This window comes from Campylobacter sp. B0100352/1, from assembly GCF_020135855.1.
In the GTDB taxonomy this organism is placed as follows: Bacteria; Campylobacterota; Campylobacteria; order Campylobacterales; family Campylobacteraceae; genus Campylobacter_D; species Campylobacter_D taeniopygiae.
Genome location: NZ_JACHTP010000003.1, coordinates 64996 through 88681 on the forward strand (window position 1 = coordinate 64996; position 23686 = coordinate 88681).

Sequence of the window (23686 nt, forward strand, 5' to 3'; positions counted from 1 at the left end):
TAATTTTTACATTTTAAAAATTAAAAGGAGAAAACTTTTGGCAAAAGATGATGTAATAGAAATCGACGGAACAGTACTCGAAGCATTACCTAATGCAAATTTTAAAGTAGAATTAGACAATAAACATGTCATTCTTTGTCACATTGCAGGAAAAATGCGTATGCATTATATAAGAATTATGCCCGGTGATAAAGTTAAAGTAGAACTCACCCCTTATAGTCTTGATAAAGGACGTATTACTTTTAGATATAAATAAGCTAATTAAAAGTTTTTTTTCGATAAAATTAGCGTTTTTGCGACATTTTGTATCGAACTATGAAAGAAGTATTTTTAAAATTTACCACTTATTTTAAAAATAGTTGGTTATTCATAAAACCTGATGCAGTCGCAAATCAAGTGGAATTTACTTAAAAGGAGACGCTCATGAAAGTGAGACCATCTGTTAAAAAGATGTGCGACAAGTGCAAAGTAGTTCGCCGTAAAGGCGTAGTTCGCATTATTTGCGAAAATCCAAAACATAAACAAAGACAAGGATAAACATGGCTCGTATTGCAGGTGTTGATTTACCAAAGAAAAAAAGAATTGAGTATGGACTAACTTACATTTATGGTATAGGGCTTTTTACATCAAGAAAAATTCTTGATAAGACAGGAATTTCTTACGATAAAAGAGTTCATGAACTTAGCGAAGATGAAGCAGCGGCAATTAGAAAAGAAATCCAAGAAAACTATATGGTTGAAGGGGATCTTAGAAAGCAAGTTGCTATGGATATCAAAGCTCTTATGGATTTGGGGAGTTTTAGAGGTTTAAGACATAGAAAAGGCTTGCCTGTTCGTGGTCAAAAAACAAAAACAAATGCTAGAACTCGCAAAGGTAAAAGAAAAACCGTTGGTGCAAAATCATAAGGATAAGAAATGGCTAAAAGAAAAATTGTAAAGAAAAAAGTAGTTAAAAAAAATATAGCAAAAGGTATTGTATATATCAGTGCAACTTTTAACAATACCATGGTAACAGTAACTGATGAAATGGGAAATGCGATTGCTTGGAGCAGTGCGGGTGGTTTAGGATTTAAAGGTTCTAAAAAATCAACCCCTTATGCGGCACAACAAGCAGTAGAAGACGCTTTAAATAAAGCAAAAGAACACGGAATTAAAGAAGTAGGTATAAAAGTTCAAGGACCAGGAAGTGGTAGAGAAACTGCTGTAAAAAGTGTAGGCGCTATGGAAGGAATCAAAGTTACTTTCTTAAAAGATATCACTCCATTAGCTCACAATGGTTGTAGACCGCCTAAGCGTCGTCGCGTCTAAAATATAAGAAAAATTTAGGAGATTATTATGGCAAGATATAGAGGACCAGTAGAAAAATTAGAAAGACGCTTTGGTGTTAGCTTGGCATTAAAAGGAGAAAGAAGATTAGCCGGAAAAAGTGCATTAGATAAACGCCCTTATGCACCAGGACAACACGGAGCAAGAAAAGGTAAAATTAGCGAATATGGACTTCAATTAAGAGAAAAACAAAAAGCTAAATTTATGTATGGAGTTAGCGAAAAGCAATTTAGAAGACTTTTTGCAGAAGCAGCTAGAAAAGATGGCAATACAGGGGTTTTACTCATCCAACTTTTAGAGCAAAGATTAGACAATGTAGTTTATAGAATGGGATTTGCAACAACTCGTCGTTTTGCAAGACAACTTGTAACTCATGGACACATTTTAGTTAATGGTAAAAGAGTGGATATCCCTAGCTTTAGAGTAGAAGCAGGTGCTAAAATCGAAATCATCGAAAAAAGCAAAAATAATCCTCAAATTACAAGAGCAATAGAGCTTACAGCGCAAACCGGTATAGTAGCTTGGGTTGATGTAGAAAAAGACAAGAGATTTGGAATTTTCACAAGAAAACCTGAAAGAGAAGAAGTTGTCATTCCGGTAGAGGAAAGATTTATCGTTGAGCTTTACTCTAAATAATAGGGGCTAAATATGAGAAAAATTACAACATCCGCTTATACGCCAACAGAATTTACAATAGAAAATATTAGCGATACTGTGGCTAAAATCAGCGCTTGGCCTTTTGAAATCGGCTATGGGATCACCCTAGCCCATCCTTTACGTCGCTTACTTTATACAAGCACCGTAGGCTACGCTCCAACTGCAATTCATATTGATGGAATATCTCATGAATTTGACAGTATGCGTGGTATGTTTGAAGACATCGCGCTTTTTATTCTTAACTTGAAAAAATTACGTTTTAAGATTAAGAATGATTCTGATAAAGAAATCGTAGAATTTAACTTCAAAGGCCCTAAAGAAATTTATGGCAAAGATTTGAACAATGATCAAGTTGAAGTGGTAAATGCTGATGCATATTTAGCGACTATCAATGAAGATGCGGATCTTAAATTTACTTTGATTATAGAAAAAGGTATTGGTTATGTTCCAAGCGAAGAAATCAAAGAATTTTTAGATGATCCTAAATTTATAGCATTGGATGCTTTCTTTACTCCGGTAAGAGAAGCGACTTATGATATCGAAAAAGTTTTATTTGAAGATAATCCTGATTATGAAAAAGTGGTTTTAACTATCACCACAGATGGACAAATCACTCCAAATGAAGCTTTTCAAAATGCTTTAGAAGCTATGTATAAACAATTATCAGTATTTGATAAAATCACTAATGTTAGAAGTATCATTAAAAATCAAGCCACTAGCAATGAATTAGAAAATACTAAATTATTGCAAAATATCACTGACTTAAATTTAAGTGCAAGAAGTTACAATTGCCTTGAAAAAGCAGGAGTTGTTTATATAGGCGAACTTGCCTTAATGAGTGTAAATGAACTTGCGGGACTTAAAAATTTAGGTAAAAAATCACTTGATGAAATCAAAAGCATCATGGAAAGTATAGGTTTCCCTGTAGGAACTTCTAAATTAAGTGATAATAGAGATATATTAAGCAAAAAAATCACTGAATTAAAAGCACAAAATGAAGGATAAAAAATGAGACATAAACACGGATATAGAAAACTTGGCAGAACTTCATCTCATCGTGCTGCTTTGTTAAAAAATTTAACGATAGCTTTAGTTAATAGCGGTAAAATAGAAACAACTTTACCAAAAGCTAAAGAATTAAGAGGATATGTAGAAAGACTTATCACAAGAGCAAGATTAGGCGATTTTAATGCGCATAGAGCTGTTTTTGCTTCATTGCAAGATAAAAACGCTACTAACAAATTAGTTACAGAAATCGCTCCAAAATTTAAAGAAAGAAACGGTGGCTACACTAGAATCATTAAAACTAGAATTCGTCGTGGTGACGCTGCTGAAATGGCTTTTATTGAATTTGTAGCTTAATAAAATCCTAGCTTATGCTAGGATTTACTTCCTATCTAAAAAACAATCCAAAATATTTTTTATTGTTAAAAAATAAATCCCAAGCTAAACTTGAGAATTTATCTTAATGTAAAGCTTCGTTGAGTTTGACTGCTTTTTTATTTAAAGCAACGATCATCACTCCCGTTGTAGAATCTTGACGGAAATGAAGTCCGTTTAAGCCTTGAAGTTCTAAACCTTTGTATATTTCTTTATCAAAAGTGAAATTTGGATTAAGCTTTGCGAGTTCTTGTGCATCTTTTAATAAAAATTTAGTTCCCTCTAGCACTGCAATTCCTGCATCAACGATACAATTATCACCCAAAGGAACGCCGGTAACAGAATTAGCGCCTAAAAGACAAGCTTTGCCTATGCTGATCGCATTTCCGCTTGTTCCGCTTAAAACTCCTAATATAGAAGCTCCTCCGCCTATATCAGATCCTTCTCCTACGACTACACTTGAACTTATGCGACCCTCTACCATACAAGCCCCCGTTGTTCCTGCATTGAAATTCACATAAGAAGCGCCTGGCATAATCGTTGTTCCCGCTGCCAAAGAAGCACCCATTCTTACCTTTGAACTTTCTAAAATTCTTGTATTATCTTCAGGTATGATATGCGCTAAAAATCTTGGGAATTTATCAACAAAATCAATTTTTGGATATTGATTAGTCATCTTTAAACGCATTTCATTTTCTCTTAAATAATCAAGCTCTATAGGCTTATCATCACTCCAAGCAACATTGCTTAAAAGTCCAAAGGCGCCATTTAGATTGATACTTCTTAAAGGCACTTTTTTTGTAGAAAGCAAATAAAGTTTAAGATAAACGCTTTCAACACTCAAAGGCTCTTTATCTTCAAAAAGACATACAAAAGCAAATTCATCGTCTTTAAATTTCTCTTTAATCAATTTTAACAAGTCGATATTTTTATGCCCTTCTTCTTCTAAAAAAGGTTTGAAGCAAGATAAAGCAAATTCAATATCTTCCATTTTTAAAACTTGAGTGAATTCGCTCGCATTAAAATCGATCTCGATTCCCCTTTGCATAAAAGATTCAAGTATGATCGCAGCTGAACTAAAATTCTGCTCATAATTTACCAAAGCAAAACTCGCTTGTAAGATTTTATTTTTATTGATTTGTCCTCTATCAAGTCTTGCTATACCAAAAGCTTTAGGCTGTTTATAGCCACTTTTTTGTTCTATTTGTTTGATTAAAAGTAAAAAATCTTCTTTGGTATTTACCAACATTTTTTTCCTTTATTGTTTTGTTATTTGAATAAATGATTATATCAAATAAAACTTGAAATCTTATTTTAAATTTAAAACTAAAAAATTTATAAACAATAATTAAATAATATCAATTTTTAAGCTTATGCTGAAGAATACTGATATATTATAATAAACTCAAAAAAAATAAATTGGAATGATTATGAAAATTTTAGGTTTTGATATAGGAATTAGCTCTATAGGTTGGGCTTTTCTTGAAAACAATGAATTAAAAGATTGCGGGGTTAGAATTTTTACAGCGGCAGAAAATCCAAAAACAAAAGAGTCGTTAGCATTGCCAAGGAGAAATGCTAGAAGCAACAGAAGACGTCTTGCTAGAAAAAAATCAAGACTCATTGCATTAAAGCATATTATTTCGAAAGAATTCAATCTCAATTATAAAGATTATTTAGCTGAAGATGGAAATTTACCTCAAGCCTATCAAGGAAAACTTGAAAGTCCTTATAGATTAAGATATCAAGCTCTAAATGAAAAACTCGATAAAAAAGACTTAGCAAGAGTGATTTTGCATATAGCAAAACATCGTGGCTATATCAATAAAAATACTAAAAAATCTAACGATAATGAAAAAGGCAAAATTCTAAGTGCCTTAAAAAATAATTCTTTAAAATTGCAAAATTACAGAAGCGTTGGAGAATATTTCTATCAAGAATATTTTCAAAAATTTAAAGAAAATACTAAAAATTTTATCAAAATACGCAACACAAAAGAAAGTTACGAACATTGTGTTTTAGCAAGCGATTTAGAAAAAGAACTAAAACTTATTTTAGAAAAACAAAAAGAATTTGGCTTTAAATACAATGAAAAATTTATAGATGAAATTATAGAAATTGCTTTCTTTCAACGTCCATTGAAGGATTTTTCTCATTTGGTTGGCTTATGCACTTTTTTTGAAAACGAAAAAAGAGCTTGTAAAAATTCTTATAGTGCTTGGGAATTTGTAGCCTTAACTAAAATCATCAATGAGCTAAAAAGTCTAGAAAAAATTACAGGTGAAATCGTTTCTAGTGATCATATTGAAAAAATTCTTAATCACATTTTAGAAAAAGGCAATATCAGTTATAAAAAATTTAGAGAATATATCAAACTTGATGAAAAAATAAAATTTAAAAATCTAAAATACGATAAAGAAAATGCCGAAAATGCCAAATTTATAGAATTTAAAAAATTGACTGAATTTAAAAAAGCGCTTAAAGAGCATTCTTTAAATCAAGAACAACTTGATGAAATAGCCTCTCACATAACCTTAATAAAAGATAATGACAAACTTAAAAATATTTTGGAAAAATACAATCTAAGCGAAGAACAAATTCAAGCTTTATTGGAAATTGAATTTAACGATCATATCAATCTTAGCTTTAAGGCTTTAAAAATGATTTTGCCACTCATGAAAAAAGGGTTAAGATATGATGAGGCTTGTAAAGAGCTTGGCTTAAAAACAAAATCTAATGATCAAAAATTTAACTTACTTCCACCATTTTGCGAAAGCATTTATGCGCAAGAGCTTAGCAATCCTATTGCCAATCGCGCCATAAGCGAGTATAGAAAAGTTTTAAATGCTCTGCTTAAAAAATACGGAAAAATGCACAAAATTCACATAGAATTAGCCAGAAATATAGGAACAAGTAAAAAATTAAGAGAAGCTATAGAAAAAGAGCAAAAAGAAAATCAAGAAATCAATACTTGGGCAATTAAAGAATGTGAAAAATTTGGTCTAAAAGCCAATTCTAAAAATATTTTAAAATTAAAACTTTGGAGAGAGCAAAACGAATTTTGTATTTATAGTGGGAAAAAAATCACCATAGAGCATTTAAAAGATGAAAAAGCTTTAGAGGTTGATCACATATATCCTTATTCTAGAAGTTTTGATGATTCATTTAACAATAAAGTCTTAGTTTTTACCAAAGAAAATCAAGAAAAACGCAACAAAACACCTTTTGAAGCTTTTAAAGACAATCAAGAAAAATGGAATACAATCACGATCTTAGCACAAAAACTTCCTTATAAAAAAAGTCAAAAGATCTTAGATGAAAATTTCAAAGACAAAAAACAACAAGAATTTATCTCAAGAAATTTAAATGATACAAGATATATTACTACTCTTATAGCTAAATATACAAAAGAATATTTAAATTTTTTACCTTTAAGCAATGATGAAAATCTTGATTTATCAAACGGAGAAAAAGGAAGTAAAATTCACGTTCAAACGATCAATGGAATGCTTACATCTGTTTTAAGACATATTTGGGGATTTTCCAAAAAAGATAGAAATAACCATATCCATCATGCCATAGATGCTATTATAATCGCTTATAGCACTCCTTCTATGATAAAAAGTTTTTCTGATTTTAAAAAAAATCAAGAACTTTTAAAGGCGCAACTCTATGCTAAAAAAATTACAGATGAGGATTATAAGCATCAAGCTAAATTTTTTGAACCTTTTGAAAACTTTAGAAAAAAAATTGAAACAAAAATAGATCAAATTTTTGTTTCAAGACCTCCAAGAAAAAGAGCAAGAGGAGCTTTACATGAAGAAACTTTTTTATCCCAAAAGCAAGTTATAAAAGAGTATGCTTCAGAAGAAGGAGTTAAGAGAGCCTTAGAATGTGGGAAAATCAGAAAAATTGGAACAAAATATGTCAGAAATGATACTATGGTAAGAATTGATATTTTCAAAAAAGAAAATAAATTCTATGCTATTCCTATTTATACTATGGATTATGCTTTAGGAGTGTTGCCAGATAAAATAGCGGTTTCAGGAAAAGAAAATAATATTCCAAAAAAATGGAAAACAATAGATGAAAGTTATGAATTTTGTTTTTCTTTATATAAAGATGATTTGATATTGATTCAAAAAAGCAAAATGCAAGAGCCAGAATTTGCATATTTTAAAAGTTTTGGTATCAGTACTGTAAGTATTTGCATAGAAAAACATGACAATAAAATCGAAAATTTAACCCTAAATCAAAAATTATTATTTACCAATGCAAAAGAAGAAAACGTTCAAGCAAAAAGTTTAGGAATTCAAAATTTAAAAACTTTTGAAAAATATATCATAACACCATTAGGAGAAAAAATAAAAGCCAAAATCGAACCAAGACAAAATATTTCTTTAAAAACAAGTAAAAAATATGGCTTATGATGAAGCTTTTAAAAGCATTTTGATCACAACTCAAGCAAAGCTAAGCTTAGAATATAACCATCTTGTAATCAAACAAAAAGAAAAAGAGGCTAAATTTTTTCTAAAAGATATCAATTTTATTATTTTAGAATCCTTACAAGCTAGTCTTAGCTCGAGTTTGCTAAATGCCTTAGCCAAAAATAAAATTATACTCTTGACCTGTGATGAAATGCATAATATAAATGGAATTTTTTCTCCATTTTTAGGGCATTTTATAAGTGCAAAAGTAGCTAGAGAGCAAGTAGCTGTTAGCTCACAAAGAAAAGCTATTCTATGGCAAAAAATTATTAAAAATAAAATTTCAAACCAAGCTTATGTTTTAAAATTATTTAATCATATGCAAGAATACAAAGAACTTATAAATTTGTGTAAAAAAGTGAGTTTAAATGATGCTAAAAATGTAGAATCTACTGCAGCATCTTTATATTTTAAAACCTTATTTGGAAAAAATTTTTATAGAAATGAAATTTGCTTTGTTAATTCTGCTTTAAATTATGGTTATGCTATTATTAGATCAAATATTATTCGAGCTGTATGCATCAGTGGTTTATTGCCATGGCAAGGTATAAAACACAATAATATCTATAATAGCTTTAATCTTTGTGATGATTTAATAGAAGTTTTTCGCCCTTTAGTTGATATTTGTGTATTTAATTTAAAAGATACCAAGGAAAGTGAATTTTTAGATAAGGAAAGTAAGCAAAAACTCATTCAAATTTTACAAGAAGAACTTATCTTAGAAAATAAATCTTACCCCTTAAATAGAGCTATCAACTTTTATGTGCAAAATTTTAAAAATGCTTTATTAGAAAACCAAGAGCTTTTTTGGTAAATTTAAAATGATAGAAGATAAATTTATGAGAGTACTGCTGATGTTTGATATACCTACCAAAAGCAAAAAAGATCAAAAGCATGCCTCTAAATTTAGAACTTCATTAATAAAACTTGGATTTTTTATGATGCAATTTAGTGTTTATGTAAAAATTTGTAAAGGATTAAGTTCAGCAAAAAGTACTATAAAATCTATAAAAAAATTTCTACCACCCTATGGAAACATCAGAGTTTTAATCATAACAGAAAAGCAGTTTGATAATATGCAAATACTTTTAGGCGGAATTTCTTTTAATGAAAAAATGAATAATGATAAGAATTTAGTTCTTTTTGAGTATGATGAAAAAAGTCAAAATTTTAAATACAATACCGAAAAAATACAAAAACAAAAAAGAACAAAAACTATCAAGCAACAAAGCTTATTTGAATTTTAACGGTTTTAATGGGATTGTAACCCTGCGTGGATAACCGAAAACCACTTATTTTAGCCTCTTTTTAAATTTCTTAGGAAAAATCATAGCATATTTTTTTAAAAATTTCTATATAAAAACCTTATTTTTCTTGTATTTGATAAAAATGTATTTTATCATAAAGAAATTTAAAAAGAGGCTAAAACTTTAGTGCTTAAGTCGTTTAGCTTTTTAAAATTTTATCATAAAGAAATTTAAAAAGAGGCTAAAACGTAACGGCTTTAGTTCAAAACTATAAAAACATTTTATCATAAAGAAATTTAAAAAGAGGCTAAAACATAGGCGATGTTGTAATAGACCCTTGTGCAATTTTATCATAAAGAAATTTAAAAAGAGGCTAAAACATTTGAACATAAAGATTTTATTTCTGATAAATTTTATCATAAAGAAATTTAAAAAGAGGCTAAAACCTGATAAACCTAATTTTGTTACTACAAATAATTTTATCATAAAGAAATTTAAAAAGAGGCTAAAACATACAAGCCTTAAAATAGAATTTGATATTAATTTTATCATAAAGAAATTTAAAAAGAGGCTAAATAATACATAAGTATATCTATACAACATAAAAGATTTAGAAATTTTCTAGATGTAAAACTAAAAAATTTCCTAAAAGTATTTATTTTCAAACCAATAAATTTCACTTTTTAATCATTTTTAAATGTAAATGATATATTGTAGCTTTGCTTACTATGACGTGGCAATACAATATCACCAAAATTTTCATGATGAATCGCATCAGGTAAAGTCTGCGCCTCTAATGCAATGCCTTCATTTTTATTTGCCAAAGCGCCTTTATCTCGGCTAAATGAAATGTTTTGTCCTTCGATCTTTTCAGGCGTATAAACAACAAGTCCATTACGATCAGAATGCACGATAATTTGACGCTTGCTTTCTTTATCTTTTAAAATGGCAACTAAATTTGTTTTAAGCACATAAGCTGTATCTAGTCCTTTAATTTCTTTAAGCACGGATTCTACATTTTTAAAATGACGAAAATCATAAGGTGTGTTATCAACAGCGAGAAATTTTCCAGTAGGGATTAAATACTCATCAGTTTCTAAAATATGATCGCTATTGATTTGTAATTCATGCGTTGTCAAATCGCGACGATTGCTCAGATTAAAATAAACATGGCACGTTGGATTAAACAAAGTATCTTCTTCGCCACCTATTGCGCTATATACAATGCTTACTTTATTTTGATTATCCAAGGTATAAACAATACTAGCTTGTATCTCTCCAAAAAAGCCATCCATACTTTCATCGATCTTTTTTTGAAAAGTCACACTCGCTCCATTTTCATCAACCGAAGTTGAATATTCCCAATTCCAAGTTGAAAAGCCATGTGGCCCACCATGAAGAGTATTACCATGATCGTTTTGCGGCAATTTATAATGCTTATAAGATGCGTTTTTGATCCTTCCAGCAACCCTGCCGATTGATTTGCAAATATTTTGAGGATTTGAGTAATAATCGTTAATATTATCAAAACTCAATAATAAATTTTGATGCTCTTTATCCTTAGTCGGAACTAAAAACTGATGCCAAATTGCCCCCATACTAAGGCAGGAAATTTCTACATTATTGTCATTGATCAAACGAATTCGCGTCACTTTTTCATCATTATACTCGCCAAATGTTTCTTGCAATATTTTCATTTTTATCCTCCTAAAAAATCTTATACAATTTTGACATTAATTAATAAATACTTTTTAAGAATGGTGTAAAAAATTTAAAAGTGATTTAAAAAGATAAGAAGTAAAAAAATATTTAGGGAATAACCCTAAATATTAGTGAGAACAAGCGCTTTTTCCATTCATAATAGGCTGAATTGCAGAATTATCCGCACCGCCTTCATTGTTAATCTTTTCTATGAAATTCCAAATTTTCTCAGCCGCCATTAAATAACGCTTTGAACTCACGCTTTCAGGATGATAAAAACTCACTGGTTTTCCATCATCCCCACCTTCTCTAACGATCATTTCAATAGGAATTTGTGCTAGAACTTCGCTTTTGTAAGCTTTCGCCATTTCTTCAGTAGTTCCTTTGCCGAAAATATCATATTCTTTGCCATTATCAGGGCATAAAAATCCACTCATGTTTTCTACGATACCTGCGATTGGAATATGAAGTTTGTTAAACATATCAAGCGCTCTTTTGCTGTCATCTAAAGAAACGGTTTGTGGAGTGCTTACACATACACCTGCAGTGATTGGGATGCTTTGTGCAGAAGTGATTTGTGCATCACCTGTTCCTGGAGGCATATCCAAAAATAAAACATCAAGTTCAGGCCAAATCACATCAGCGAGTAATTGCTCCATCGCTTTCATGATCATCGCACCACGCCACATAAGTCCTTGTCCTTCTTCGATCAAAACTCCCATACTCATCATATAAATTCCATGAGTTAAAATAGGCTTTAATCTTTGTCCAACCACTTCAGGTTGAGTTTTGGTTTCTCCAAGCATTCTTGGGATATTTGGCCCATAAATATCCGCATCCAAAATCCCTACTTTTTTACCCATTTTTGCCATAGAAATAGCTAAATTTACGGTTGTGGTTGATTTACCCACGCCACCTTTACCACTTGAAATCATGATGAAATTTTTCACTTGCGGAACGATATTTTTACCGCTTCTTGAATTGCTTTTTTCTTCAGGAATTTTTGGTGTGATAATATTAATTTCTATATTTTTTAAATTTAAAGATGATAAAACTTCGCTAACATTTTTGCGAATTTCATTAGAAACTTCAGGATTAGACGAAGCGATTTCAATATTGATAAAAGCTTCATTATTTTCTACTTTAACTTCTTTTACAAAATTAAAACTGACTATATCTTTTTCAAAACCAGGATATTTAACGCTTTTGAGTTTTTCTAAAATTTGTTCTTTCATGATTCTAATCTTTCCTTAAAAAATTAAAAATTTATTTTACTAATAAAAATCTAAAATTTAGCTTTTTGTAAGTGTATAATATGGTAACATTATATACATAGATAAAATTATAAATTTTAAGGAACAAAAGTGCAAGAATTAAGTCTAATTATGCTAGCAGCTGGAAATTCTACACGTTTAAATATGGAAGTTAAAAAGCAATTTTTACGTATAGGAGAAGATCCTTTATGGCTTTATGCGACAAAAAATTTAAGCTCTTTTTATCCGTTTAAAAAGATAATTGTTACTTCTGGTAATGTTTCTTACATGAAAAAATTTACAAAAAATTATGAAATTGTAGAAGGTGGAGACACAAGAGCGCAATCTTTAAAAAAAGCCTTAGAATTAGTCGAAACAGAATTTGTTATGGTTAGCGATGTTGCAAGAGTTTTTATCAGTAAAAATTTATTTGATCGTTTGCTTGAAAATATCGATAAAGCAGATTGCATCACCCCTGCTTTAAAAGTTTGCGATACCACGCTTTTTGATGAACAAGCTATACAAAGAGAAAAAATTAAACTCATTCAAACGCCACAAATTTCACGCACAAATTTACTCAAAAAGGCCTTAGAGCAAAATTCTGATTTTACAGATGATAGCACCGCTATCGCAGCTTTAGGAGGTAAAATTTGGTTTATAGAGGGTGAAGAAAATGCTAGAAAACTAACCTTTAAAGAAGACTTAGTTAAATTAAATCTCCCAAAACCTAGTCATGAAATTTTTTGTGGAAATGGTTTTGATGTCCATGAATTTGGCCAAACAAGACCTTTAATCTTAGGCGGTATCGAAATTCATCCTAGCATGGGCTTAAAAGCACACTCAGATGGCGATGTTTTAGCGCACTCTTTAACCGATGCGATTTTAGGTGCGACTGGCTTAGGCGATATAGGCGAACTTTATCCCGATACTGATATGAAATTTAAAGATGCTGATTCTATGGAACTTTTAAAAAAAGCTTATCAAAAAGTCAAAGAAGTTGGCTTTGAGCTTATAAATGCTGATATTTGCGTTATCGCAGAAGCTCCAAAACTACACAAATTTAAAGAAGAAATTAGAGCCAATATAGCCTCAACCCTTAATATCGGCGAACACAGGATCAATGTAAAAGCCACCACCACAGAAAAACTAGGATTTATCGGTCGCAAAGAAGGCATAGCGGTTTTAAGCAATGCAAATTTAAAATATTTTGATTGGACAAAATTATGAAAGTTTTAATCATAGAAAATGAAATTTACTTAGCGCAAAGCATCGGTATAAAACTTAATAATATGGGCTATGATTGCACTATTATTAATTCTTTTAATGAATTTAATGAAGAAAAACGTTATGATATTATCTTACTTTCAGCTAATACTAGTAATTTTTTAAAAGCTGTAGAACATTTTAAAAACAGTATTATTATTTTACTGATTTCTTATATAAGCACTGATGTAGTTTCAACGCCTTTAAAAATGGGTGCTAGTGATTACATACAAAAACCTTTTATGATAGAAGAGCTAATAAGAAAAATAAAACACCATCAAGATTTTAGAAAGCTTTTAGCCGCAAATAAAACTTATGAAAGCTACATAAAATCTCGCATAAAAATGATAAAAATTCCAGAATACAATTATAAAAAAATCAAACTTCCACTCATTTTAAAATCCAATCTCCAAAATTCAGCCGATGCTTTTGTTTTTAAATATCTTTATGAACACAATATGGAATTTGCTTATATTGATTTAGCTGCTACTAATGCCATCGAAAAAGTAATGAAATTTCATTTTGAAAATTCTCTTTTATTTTTAAATAATCTTCAAATTTTAAAAACATCAGAGAGAGAAATTTTATTTAATTTCATAAAAAATAAGCCTGTAATTTTACACACGAATTCTCAAATAGAAAATTCAAAATTCAATCAAATAGATCTAAACGATGATCAAAAGGGTATCATCAGTGATGAAATTTTAACTATTGATGAGTATATAAAATACATAGTTTTAAACTATCAAAATGTGCTTTCTGATACAGAGCTTTCTAAAAAAATAGGAATTTCTCGCAAATCCTTATGGCAAAAAAGGAAAAAATATGACCTCAAGAAAAAATAAAACAATTATAATTGATGAAAATGAATTAGGCATTCTTTCTCTTATAGAAGAAGGTTTGCTAGGGAATTGTAATTATTTAATGGATGAAAATGAAAGTAAAGAAATTTTAAAAACTGGCAAATTAAAAGGAGAAAATTTTCCCTATCCTTTCACCTTTGCTCCTAAAAATGCAGAAAAAGTCTTAAAAGATCTTAAAGAAAAAGATAAAATCGAACTCATTTGTAATGAAAAAATAGTAGGTTATATAGAATTTAAAAATAAATTTAAAAATGATAAAAATTTTTCGAGTATTTTCAGCTCTAGAACCTGTTCTTTAGAAAACAATGGAAAAACTTGTATCAGTGGAAAAATAAAAATCTATGATTCTCCTATAAAAACTATCAAACAACAATTTCAACTCGTAAAAGAAAAACTCAATGCTCAAAAAATAACTGCTTTAGTGACCAATCTTGATCCTTTGCATAGAGCACATGAAAGAATGTTTCGTTGGACTATAGATAAAGCGGATTTAGTAGTGATCTTTTTAGTAGAATCTTTTGATGAGGATGGCTTTGAATTTAATTTAAAAGAAAAATATTTGCAAAAACTCATACAAAATTATTTGCCACCCGATAAAATCTTTGTTTTTCCTTTAAAAAATATTGATCTTTTTCATTCTCATTTAAATCCTGCACTTGAAAGCATAGTAGCAAAAAATTTAGGCTGCACTAAACTTGTGGTAGGACAAAATCACACAGGCCTTGGGATGTTTTATGATGAAAATCAACCCAAATCGATTTTGGATGAATTTTCCAAAGATTACGGCATAGAAGTGATTATTTTACCTGAATTTGTATTTTGCAATGTTTGCCATATGATCGTAAGTACTCGATCTTGCCCGCATGGATTTCACCATCATTTACATTATAATTCTCAATCTTTGAAAAATTTATTAAGATTGGGTATTATTCCACCTGCGCTTTTTATGCGAAAAGAAATTTCAAGTATGATTTTATCTTCAATCTTTCCAAAGCGTTTTAAAAATTTTCAAAAAATATATAACGATCTTTTTGCCACAGATGGCATTTTAGAAGATAAAGAAGATGAAGAATTTTATCAAAAACTTTTAGAAGCGTATCAAATGTCTTATATCGTTTGAAAGGTAATAATGCAAAAAATTTTCTTGACTTTTTTTTATTCAGGTTGCGCCCCAAAAGCATCTGGAACTTTTGGGACTATCGCTGCTTTAATTCCTGCTTTTTTTATTTTAAGATATCTAGGAAGCACCACATTAGTACTACTTAGCTTTTTGATTTTTCTCATCAGTATACGTGTGATTGATGATTATGAAAAAAGCACTGGAATTCACGATGATAAACACATAGTAATTGATGAAGTTGCGGGAGTTTTTTTAGCTTGTGCTATAGCAGCTAATGCATCAAATTCTTTATTAAATTTCATCATGGCTTTTGTATTTTTTCGCTTGTTTGACATCACTAAACCTTCTATTATAGGAAAGATTGATAAAAAAGTTAAGGGTGGCTTAGGAGTGATGCTAGATGATATGGCAGCGGGTTTATTTGCTGGACTTTTAAGCGCTGTAATCTATGGAATTTTAATCAAATTTGATCTTTTATTTTGGGATAAAAAATTAATAGATTTATTTTGAAATTTTTCTTAAATTAATGAAATTTTAAATTTTATTCTTATATAATTAACCCTTAAAATTTCAAAAAAGGAATATTTAATGGCAAACCATAAATCTGCTGAAAAAAGAGCGAGACAGACTATTAAAAAAACAGAAAGAAATAGATTTTATAGAACAAGACTTAAAAATATCACAAAAGCTGTAAGAGAAGCAGCTGCTAAAAATGATAAAAACGCTGCAAATGAGGCTTTCAAAATAGCTAATAAAAGCATTCATGCTATGGTTAGTCGCGGTTTTCTTAAAAAACAAACTGCTTCACGCCGTGTAAGCCGCTTAGCTCTTTTAGTTAATAAAATTGCATAATTTTATTTTTAATGTTAGCTGATAAACTAGACCCTTTTTTAAAACGCTATGAAGAGTTAAATTCTCTTCTTAGTAGCTCTGATATCATTAATGATATCGAAAAGATGACTTCTCTCTCGAAAGAACAAAAGAATTTAGAACCTATTGTTTTAAAGGCTAAAGAATATTTAAAAACTTTAGAAAGTATAGAAGAAAACAAAGCTTTGCTTAATGATAGCGAACTTGGAGAACTAGCTAAAGAAGAACTAAAAATTCTAGAAGAATCTAAACCAAAACTTGAAGAAGAACTTAAAATTTTACTCTTACCTAAAGATCCAAATGATGAAAGAAATATCTTTTTAGAAATTCGTGCGGGCACTGGTGGAGATGAGGCTTCTTTATTTGTTGGCGATCTTGTAAAAGCCTATTCAAGATACGCAGAAAATCGTAATTACAAATTAGAAATAGTCAGTTCAAGCGAAGGAAGCGTTGGAGGTTTTAAAGAAATCATAATGCTAGTTAAAGGCATAGGGGCTTATTCTAGACTAAAATACGAAGGCGGAACTCATAGAGTTCAAAGAGTTCCTCAAACAGAATCTCAAGGAAGGGTACATACTTCTGCAATTACGGTTGCTGTTATGCCAGAAGTAGATGATATCGAAATACAAATCAATCCTAATGATCTAAAAATCGATGTAATGCGTTCTTCAGGTCATGGCGGACAAAGTGTTAATACTACCGATTCGGCCGTTCGTATCACTCATATCCCTACTGGTATAGTTGTGGTCAATCAAGATGGAAAAAGTCAGCATAAAAACAAAGAAAGTGCTATGAAAGTTCTAAAAGCTAGACTTTTCGAAATGCAAGAAAACGAACGTTTAGCCCAAGAAAGCGAAGCAAGAAAATCTCAAGTGGGAAGTGGAGATAGAAGTGAACGCATACGCACTTACAATTTTCCTCAAAATCGTATCAGTGATCATCGTATAAATTTAACCTTATATCGTTTAGACTCTATCATGCAAGATGGACTTTTTGATGAAATTATCGAACCTTTAATCGCCCATTATCAAGCTGAGTCTTTGCAAGAGCAAAATTTATAATTTTGCTCTTTTTTTTAGTGTTTGTGTGGAAATTTATGTGGATTTCCATTAGCTCCTGCAAAGCTGATTTCGCCTTGATTGATATCATAAGCTTGTCCAAAACCTTTAACAAATCTTCCTTTTTTGAATTCAAGTTTAACCAAATGAAAATCAAGCATTTTTCTTATAGTTTTTATTCCGCCTTCTGCACCTGTTTGTCTTTCAAATTCATCATAAATTTTATCAAATTGCTCCCCTCTTTCTATAAAATTTGCATCCACCCTATAACGCAACCTTTTGCGAAGTATCACAGAAGCAGCTTTGCTTTCATCCTCTAAAAACATTATTTCTATATTGCTTGGATTTGCTTTGATATTGTTAAAATGCTCACTCACTTCACTGATATAAATATAATTCCCCAAATCAGTCGCTACAAAAGGTGCATAAGAGCAAACAACTTCATTATTTTCACTTAAAGTCGCTAAACATACAGAATTAAAACTTGATTTAAATTCTTCAATTTCCTTAGCCACCCCACTAAAATCCTGCTCGGTTTTTGCACTCATACAAAGAGAAATAATCGTATCTTTTAAAGTCTCTTCATTCGCTTTTTTAGGGAATTCAATGCGCAAAGTTTCATCATCGTTATAAATGATATCCAAACCCTCAAAATCAACATGACTTAATTTCACATCTTTAACTTCTTTTACACCTCCAAATTTTTTACAAAGATCGACTAAATTTGATCGGTGATGTTCATTCATGTGAGAAATAATGCTTTCTAGATTCATTTTTATTCCTTTTATTAAAAATTTTAATTTTAAAATGATATCAATTATCAAATTAAATAAATCTTAAGGACTAACCTAATATTTTTAAAATCAAAAATTTTATTTATTTTTAAGACAATAAACGATAAATTTATCACTTTATATTATGATATACATTATCATTATTTAATCTCTTAAGGAGTTAATCTTGCATAAAAAAATAACGTTGATAAAATTCTTTATCCTGATCAATTTTTTACTCATTGATATTAATGCACAAGAAAACAACGAAGAAGATAAGGTTAAATTGGATGAAATCGTTGTTTCTGCAAGTAAGCAAGATTTTGATAATAGTTTAAGAAATGTCATCGTTATCAACAGCTCCGATTTGCAAAAAAAAGGTTTTAGCTCCATAGAACAAGCTTTAGAAAGAATGGCTGAAATTAATTTTGTTAATTTTGGACTAGGAAGAAATATTGACATGCGAGGTCAAGGCGATAAATCCAATGTCGCTGTTAAAGTCATGATCGATGGAAAATCAATTAACATGCTTGATAATTCTCATGGAGTAACTCCGCTAAATAGTATCAATCTTGATAATGTTGAACGTATAGAAATTATCCCAGGTGGAGGCTCTGTACTTTATGGAAATGGTACTCGCGGAGGTGCGATCAATATCATCACAAAAAAACAAAAAGAAGATTTATTTTCTATAGCTATAAAAGGAAATGGATACAATCGACACAAATTAGGTGGCAATTTAGAAATCAATGCGGCCAAAAAAATCAACGAAAATCTAGCCTTTAGTTTTAATATGGAAGGCTTTAATCAAGATGGTTATCAAGATGGTTATAATGAAAAAGGCTATTTTATAAACACTAAAACCTATATCAACCCTAATGAGCAAAGCAATTTGATTTTTGGTTATAATTATTTTAAAAGCAAAAATACAGGAAGTGGATATTTAACAAAAGCACAAATTGAAGACAATCCTAAACAAAAAGGCAATGGAGAAAATATCACCTCTATCAATAGACCTGAAATCACTCTAGATTATCAGTACTATCTTGATGATACTTGGGAATTTGATCTAGAAACTTTCTGGCAAAATCAAAAAATCAATTATCTCAAAGATGTTTCCATGATGACTGTTATGGGTATAACCTTGCCTGTATATCAAAATGGAAGTAGTTTTGAAGATACCTTTACAGGGATAAATCTTAAAAGCAGATACAACTATAAAGACAATTCTTATCTTATCTTTGGTTATGAATTTGCTAATCATGATGCTAAAAGAACAAGCATTATCCATTATGATGTAAATATGCCTAAATTTTCAATCAATCACACCATGACAACTCTTATGGACATGAAAAAGCAAAGCCATTCTTTATTTGCACTTGATTCTCATGAATTTAATGATATTTTCAGCATTTCTAGTGGGTTAAGATATGAACGCAGTTTTTATAAAACAAATAGAAACTATACAAGCAAAATGCTTATTACTCAAATACAAAAAAATAATACTGAAACCTTTAATACTGAAAATCAAGGCAATAATTTTGCCTTTGAAATCACTCCAAATTTTAAATACTCAAACACAGGAAGTTTATACCTTAAATATGAAAGAGGCTTTATATCTCCTTCACCGGCACAATTTGTCAATAAAGATCAAAAAACACAAAAATATTATTCTTCAGATTTAAATTCTGAAATTTTTAATACCTTTGAACTAGGAATCAATGATCTTTGGTGGGATTTTTATGGATTTAATTTAACTTTATTTTACACCTTAAGCAAGGATGAAATTTCATATCTTGGAAATCCACATTCTGAGGCAGGTGCTTTTTGGAAATATTACAATATCGACCAAACTCATCGTATTGGCGCGGAATTAAATTTCGATCAAAGCTTTTTAGATGATGCGCTTATATTTAGACAAAGCATAGCCTATATAGATGCTAAAATTTCAAAAGGGATTAACAAAGGAAAAAGAATTCCTTATGTCTCAAAAATCAAAGCTAGTCTCGGTGTAGAATACGCTATCAATTCAAATTTTAGTACCTTTTTGGATCTAACTTATTATTCTCGTGCTAAAGATGGTGGAACGATAGATGAAAAAACCGGAAAAATGAGCAAAAACATTTGGATAAAAGATTATGCTTTAACAGATATTGGTTTAAGCTATTATTATAAAAAATTACAAATTTCTAGCGGAATCAGAAATCTTTTTAACAAGCAATACTACACCTATCAAGACAGCCTCAATGACGAATATTTATCAGGAAGTGGTAGAAATTATTATTTAGAGTTAAAATATGTTTTTTAAAAATTTTATTTGGGCTATAATTATTTTTATTATTTATTTAGGAGTTATCTTTATCTCTCTTTGCTTAGGAGATGAAAATTTAAGTCCTACTCAACTTTTTTCTCATCTTATTTCAGAAAATGAAATTTTGCGTCAAATTATAATTGATGGACGTTTACCAAGAATTATAATGGCTATTTTAATTGGAATGCTTTTAGCAAGTAGTGGAGCTATAACTCAAAATGTCTTTTCAAATCCTATAGCTGATCCCTATATTATAGGTATAGCTTCAGCAGCAACTTTTGGTGCAGTCCTAGCTTATCTATTAAAATTGCCAGATTATTTTTATGGAATTTTGGGATTTTTTTGCTCTGCTTTTTTTACCTTGGCAATCTTTAAAATTTCCTCAAAATCTTCTATGGCTACTTTGCTTATCATAGGAATAGCGACTTCATCTTTTTTAGGAGCCTTTACTTCATTTTTTACCTACCTTATAGGGGAAGATTCTTTTAAAATAGTTGCTTGGTTAATGGGAAACATTGGGTCAGCTTCTTGGTATGAAGTTGTTATTTTAATACCTCCGCTATTTTTATCTTTGTTATATTTTTATATACACAGAAATGAACTTAATATTATTTTAAGTGGTGATGATGAAGCTAGAAATTTAGGAGTGGATGCAAAAAAACTTAAAATTAATTTACTTATAATTTCTTCCCTATCTGTATCTTTTGCTATATCTTTTACAGGATTAATTGGCTTTGTAGGTCTTATTATTCCTCATGGAGTAAGAATTCTATTTAAAAATTATAATAATATTTTAATAATACCTTTTTGTACAGTTTTTGGAGGTATTTTTTTGCTTATTTGTGATACTCTAGCTAGGACAGTTATAGCACCTATACAAATTCCTATAGGAATTTTAACCGCTTTTATTGGATCACCAATATTTTTATATCTAACTTTGAAAGCTAAAAGGTTATTATAATGCTTGAAATAAAAAATTTAAATTTTTCCTATAATAAAAAAATACTGCTAGAAAATATTAATATAAATATTGAAAGTCAAACATTTATAGGAATTTTAGGTCCTAATGGATCGGGTAAAAGTACTCTTTTAAAAATTATGCTCAAAAATTTAACTCCCAAAAGTGGTGAAATAATACTTTTCAATAAAAATATTAAAGATTTTCAACTTAAAGAATTTGCTAAAATTTGTGGCTTTGTTCCTCAAAATTCAGAACTTAAAACGCCATTAAAAGTTTTAGATGTGCTTTTAATGAGTAAATTTATTCATTTAAAAAATTCTTTTAATACATACTCAAAAAAAGATATATTAGAAATTCAAGAATTAGCTCAAATGATAAAAATAGACGAATTATTACACAGAGATATATTATCTTTAAGCGGAGGAGAATTTCAAAAAATATTATTAGCTAGAGCTTTACTCAAGCAACCAAAAATTCTATTTTTGGACGAACCTACATCAGCACTTGATTTAAACCATGCTATTGAAATTCTAAGTTTTTGTGAAAATTTAATTCAAGAACAAAAAATTACTATTATAGCGGTACTTCATGATCTAAACCTTGCATCACTTTTTTGCAACAAATTACTTTTTTTAAAAAAAGGCAAGGTGAGATATTTTGGCAACACTAAGGAACTTTTAAAAAAAGAAATTTTAAAAGAAATTTATAATTTAAACTGCAAAATTATTTATGAAAATTCAAAACCTTATATTTTAGCTTTAAAGGAAGTAAAATGAAAAAAGTACTAATCTTATGTTTCGTATTTATAATAACACTCCAAGCAAAAGAACGTATTATTTCTCTTGATCCAGCAAGTATTGAAACGCTTTTTATGTTAAAAGCGGATGATCAAATCATAGGCATTGTCTCTTTAACGCATTCAGATATTTATCCAAAAGAAAAAACTTCTAAAATTACAAGTGTTGGAACATTTACAAATCCATCAGTTGAAAAAATTATTTCTCTTGATCCAACTTTGGTAATTTTAAGTTCTTATTCTCTTAACTTAAAACAAAAACTTGATAATTTTGGCATTAAAACTATGATTTTTAAAACGCAGCATCTTAATGATATAAAAGATAACATAAAAATTCTTGCAAAAATAACACAAAAAGAAAAAGAAGGGGAGAAAATTTTAAAAAAATTCGAAGATGAACTAAAAAATTTAGAGAAAAATCCTTTAAATAAAAGTGCAATTTATCTTTATTCTAGCAATCCTTTAATGGCTTTTAGTGATAATTCTTTAATTGCTGATATTTTAAAACTTATCGGAATAAAAAATTTAAGTCCGAAAAGCAACATAACACGTCCAATAATATCAGAAGAATATATACTAAAGCAAAATCCTGATTTACTTATATTTGGAATCAATGCAACTGATAAAAATCTACTAAATAACAGCTCTTTATTAAAAAATACCAAAGCAGTTAAAAAAAATCGAATCTATACTTATAAAAATACATATTTATTATTACGTTTAAGTCCTAAAATTATAGATAGAATTAAAGAATTTAAAGCGGAAATTAAAACAGTCTTGTCTTAAAAAATTCACAACTTTGACAAAGCTTTTCGATGCGTTTATTTTCCTCAAAAGCTTTTTTCATCGATGTTAAACGCTTAGAATTTAAAAGATTTTCAAAACCATCTTTAAAAACATTGCCCAAATTTATATCCCCTTTAGCATCCAAACAACAAGGAACTAAAGTTCCATCACTCAAAATTCCAATTTGATCTTTTAAGGCGTAACATTTTCCATGAAAATATAAAGGCGTATCATCCAAATTTGGCCACTTAAAAAGCTTATTTTGATGAAGGATAATGTGCCTTGCTAAATAATTTTTTGCCAAAGCAAAATCAATATCTTTTTGAAATTCTTTAGATAAAAATTCATAAATGATAAAATTTTCTTTAGGTGCTTTAAAATCAGTATCTAAATTCCAAAGCCTAAGATTAATAAAGCTTGTTTTTTGGCACCTTATATGTTCTTTGCAAAATGTTAAAATAGGATCAAAATATTGCTTTAAAGAAAACTTACTTTGGCTTAAAAAAGCCATCAAAGAAATATTAATCTGACGGATATTTTCATAATTTAATAATAAATCACGATTTTTAACATCAAAATAAAAACCGCTTGTAGTAATCTCAAGTTTCATATCATAATCTTTAGCAATGTCTAAATAACTCTTTAAATCCGGCAAAAGTAAAGGATCGCCTAAAAGATGTAGAGTAAAAAGCTTAGATTGATTATGAATTTGCTTTGCTAAAGTGATAAAATTTTCTTTAGACATAATTTTTCGCATTGCTTTTTGTGAAGGGCAAAAATCACATTTTAAACCACAAATATCGCTTAATTCTATATAAATTTTTTTAAATTTCAT

25 protein-coding genes and 1 CRISPR repeat array are annotated in these 23686 nt (G+C 29.5%); of the genes, 20 read left to right on the plus strand and 5 right to left on the minus strand.

Annotated features, from left to right (window positions below; genetic code table 11):
* The first annotated feature begins 37 nt into the window (after positions 1–37).
* From infA to rplQ, 7 genes are all read left to right on the plus strand, one after another.
* Positions 38–256: a translation initiation factor IF-1 gene (infA, locus tag H2279_RS01745; RefSeq protein ID WP_002781436.1), complete on the plus strand. Its 219-nt coding sequence runs from the start codon at positions 38–40 to the stop codon at positions 254–256.
* Between the two features lie 167 nt (positions 257–423).
* Entirely contained in the window at positions 424–537 is a 114-nt protein-coding gene (rpmJ, locus tag H2279_RS01750) for a 50S ribosomal protein L36 (protein ID WP_002781429.1), read from the plus strand.
* A 2-nt stretch (positions 538–539) separates the two neighbouring features.
* Positions 540–905 carry a 30S ribosomal protein S13 gene (gene rpsM / locus H2279_RS01755; protein ID WP_002779545.1) on the plus strand — a complete coding sequence of 122 codons (366 nt, stop codon included), beginning with the start codon at positions 540–542 and terminating at the stop codon, positions 903–905.
* Positions 906–914: 9 nt separating this feature from the next.
* Positions 915–1307: a 30S ribosomal protein S11 gene (gene rpsK, locus H2279_RS01760; protein ID WP_002779544.1), complete on the plus strand. Its 393-nt coding sequence runs from the start codon at positions 915–917 to the stop codon at positions 1305–1307.
* Positions 1308–1334: 27 nt separating this feature from the next.
* Entirely contained in the window at positions 1335–1961 is a 627-nt protein-coding gene (gene rpsD, locus H2279_RS01765; protein ID WP_137620237.1) for a 30S ribosomal protein S4, read from the plus strand.
* 12 nt (positions 1962–1973) lie between these two features.
* Positions 1974–2987 carry a DNA-directed RNA polymerase subunit alpha gene (locus H2279_RS01770; RefSeq protein WP_137623090.1) on the plus strand — a complete coding sequence of 338 codons (1014 nt, stop codon included), beginning with the start codon at positions 1974–1976 and terminating at the stop codon, positions 2985–2987.
* Between the two features lie 3 nt (positions 2988–2990).
* A complete protein-coding gene (gene rplQ, locus H2279_RS01775) occupies positions 2991–3344 on the plus strand; it encodes a 50S ribosomal protein L17 (protein ID WP_134237776.1) in 354 nt (117 codons plus the stop codon).
* Between the two features lie 103 nt (positions 3345–3447).
* Here rplQ and H2279_RS01780 read toward each other — a convergent pair whose 3' ends face one another.
* Positions 3448–4608: a tetrahydrodipicolinate N-succinyltransferase N-terminal domain-containing protein gene (locus H2279_RS01780; RefSeq protein WP_337195410.1), complete on the minus strand. Its 1161-nt coding sequence runs from the start codon at positions 4606–4608 to the stop codon at positions 3448–3450.
* 181 nt (positions 4609–4789) lie between these two features.
* On the opposite strand from H2279_RS01780, the gene cas9 reads away from it, so the two are divergent.
* The 3 genes from cas9 to cas2 are packed head-to-tail and all read left to right on the plus strand — an operon-like array spanning position 4790 to position 9096.
* Positions 4790–7792, plus strand: a complete 3003-nt coding sequence (gene cas9 / locus H2279_RS01785; protein WP_337195411.1) for a type II CRISPR RNA-guided endonuclease Cas9 — start codon at positions 4790–4792, stop codon at positions 7790–7792.
* A complete protein-coding gene (gene cas1, locus H2279_RS01790; RefSeq protein WP_337195393.1) occupies positions 7782–8663 on the plus strand; it encodes a type II CRISPR-associated endonuclease Cas1 in 882 nt (293 codons plus the stop codon). The genes cas9 and cas1 overlap by 11 nt, the downstream gene beginning before the upstream one ends.
* Positions 8664–8670: 7 nt before the next feature.
* Positions 8671–9096, plus strand: a complete 426-nt coding sequence (cas2, locus tag H2279_RS01795) for a CRISPR-associated endonuclease Cas2 (protein ID WP_337195394.1) — start codon at positions 8671–8673, stop codon at positions 9094–9096.
* Between the two features lie 146 nt (positions 9097–9242).
* Positions 9243–9674: direct repeats of the CRISPR family, unit length 36 nt; unit sequence ATTTTATCATAAAGAAATTTAAAAAGAGGCTAAAAC.
* Between the two features lie 105 nt (positions 9675–9779).
* Here cas2 and H2279_RS01800 read toward each other — a convergent pair.
* Together H2279_RS01800 and H2279_RS01805 are read right to left on the minus strand one after the other, a co-directional pair.
* Positions 9780–10793: an aldose epimerase family protein gene (locus H2279_RS01800; RefSeq protein WP_137623092.1), complete on the minus strand. Its 1014-nt coding sequence runs from the start codon at positions 10791–10793 to the stop codon at positions 9780–9782.
* A gap of 132 nt (positions 10794–10925) precedes the next feature.
* Positions 10926–12032: an Mrp/NBP35 family ATP-binding protein gene (locus tag H2279_RS01805; RefSeq protein ID WP_137623093.1), complete on the minus strand. Its 1107-nt coding sequence runs from the start codon at positions 12030–12032 to the stop codon at positions 10926–10928.
* A gap of 129 nt (positions 12033–12161) precedes the next feature.
* On the opposite strand from H2279_RS01805, the gene H2279_RS01810 reads away from it, so the two are divergent.
* The 6 genes from H2279_RS01810 to prfA all read left to right on the plus strand — a co-directional run bounded on the left by H2279_RS01810 (position 12162) and on the right by prfA (position 17227).
* Entirely contained in the window at positions 12162–13277 is a 1116-nt protein-coding gene (locus H2279_RS01810; RefSeq protein WP_337195395.1) for a bifunctional 2-C-methyl-D-erythritol 4-phosphate cytidylyltransferase/2-C-methyl-D-erythritol 2,4-cyclodiphosphate synthase, read from the plus strand.
* Positions 13274–14158 (plus strand): hypothetical protein, encoded by an 885-nt coding sequence (locus H2279_RS01815; protein WP_337195396.1) that lies wholly within the window; start codon positions 13274–13276, stop codon positions 14156–14158. The genes H2279_RS01810 and H2279_RS01815 overlap by 4 nt, the downstream gene beginning before the upstream one ends.
* Positions 14139–15296 carry a sulfate adenylyltransferase gene (locus H2279_RS01820; protein ID WP_337195397.1) on the plus strand — a complete coding sequence of 386 codons (1158 nt, stop codon included), beginning with the start codon at positions 14139–14141 and terminating at the stop codon, positions 15294–15296. The genes H2279_RS01815 and H2279_RS01820 overlap by 20 nt, the downstream gene beginning before the upstream one ends.
* 9 nt (positions 15297–15305) lie before the next feature.
* Positions 15306–15806, plus strand: coding sequence for a phosphatidylglycerophosphatase A family protein (locus tag H2279_RS01825; protein WP_137623097.1), 501 nt, complete (start codon positions 15306–15308; stop codon positions 15804–15806).
* A 78-nt stretch (positions 15807–15884) separates the two neighbouring features.
* Entirely contained in the window at positions 15885–16148 is a 264-nt protein-coding gene (gene rpsT, locus H2279_RS01830) for a 30S ribosomal protein S20 (RefSeq protein ID WP_137621647.1), read from the plus strand.
* An 11-nt stretch (positions 16149–16159) separates the two neighbouring features.
* Positions 16160–17227, plus strand: coding sequence for a peptide chain release factor 1 (prfA, locus tag H2279_RS01835; protein ID WP_337195398.1), 1068 nt, complete (start codon positions 16160–16162; stop codon positions 17225–17227).
* Positions 17228–17241: 14 nt separating this feature from the next.
* On the opposite strand, the gene H2279_RS01840 is transcribed toward prfA, so the two are convergent.
* On the minus strand, positions 17242–17997 hold the full coding sequence (locus tag H2279_RS01840; RefSeq protein ID WP_137623099.1) for a HugZ family heme oxygenase: 756 nt from the start codon (positions 17995–17997) through the stop codon (positions 17242–17244).
* 187 nt (positions 17998–18184) lie between these two features.
* On the opposite strand from H2279_RS01840, the gene H2279_RS01845 reads away from it, so the two are divergent.
* From H2279_RS01845 to H2279_RS01860, 4 genes are read left to right on the plus strand one after another with little or no spacing between them, the layout of a single operon-like run.
* Positions 18185–20305 (plus strand): TonB-dependent receptor, encoded by a 2121-nt coding sequence (locus tag H2279_RS01845; RefSeq protein ID WP_337195399.1) that lies wholly within the window; start codon positions 18185–18187, stop codon positions 20303–20305.
* Positions 20295–21269: a FecCD family ABC transporter permease gene (locus H2279_RS01850; protein WP_337195400.1), complete on the plus strand. Its 975-nt coding sequence runs from the start codon at positions 20295–20297 to the stop codon at positions 21267–21269. Before H2279_RS01845 ends, H2279_RS01850 begins: the two co-directional genes overlap by 11 nt.
* Positions 21269–22045 (plus strand): ABC transporter ATP-binding protein, encoded by a 777-nt coding sequence (locus H2279_RS01855; protein WP_337195401.1) that lies wholly within the window; start codon positions 21269–21271, stop codon positions 22043–22045. Before H2279_RS01850 ends, H2279_RS01855 begins: the two co-directional genes overlap by 1 nt.
* A complete protein-coding gene (locus H2279_RS01860; RefSeq protein ID WP_337195402.1) occupies positions 22042–22851 on the plus strand; it encodes an ABC transporter substrate-binding protein in 810 nt (269 codons plus the stop codon). Before H2279_RS01855 ends, H2279_RS01860 begins: the two co-directional genes overlap by 4 nt.
* On the opposite strand, the gene H2279_RS01865 is transcribed toward H2279_RS01860, so the two are convergent.
* Positions 22832–23686, minus strand: a complete 855-nt coding sequence (locus tag H2279_RS01865) for an SPASM domain-containing protein (RefSeq protein ID WP_337195403.1) — start codon at positions 23684–23686, stop codon at positions 22832–22834. The genes H2279_RS01860 and H2279_RS01865 overlap by 20 nt on opposite strands.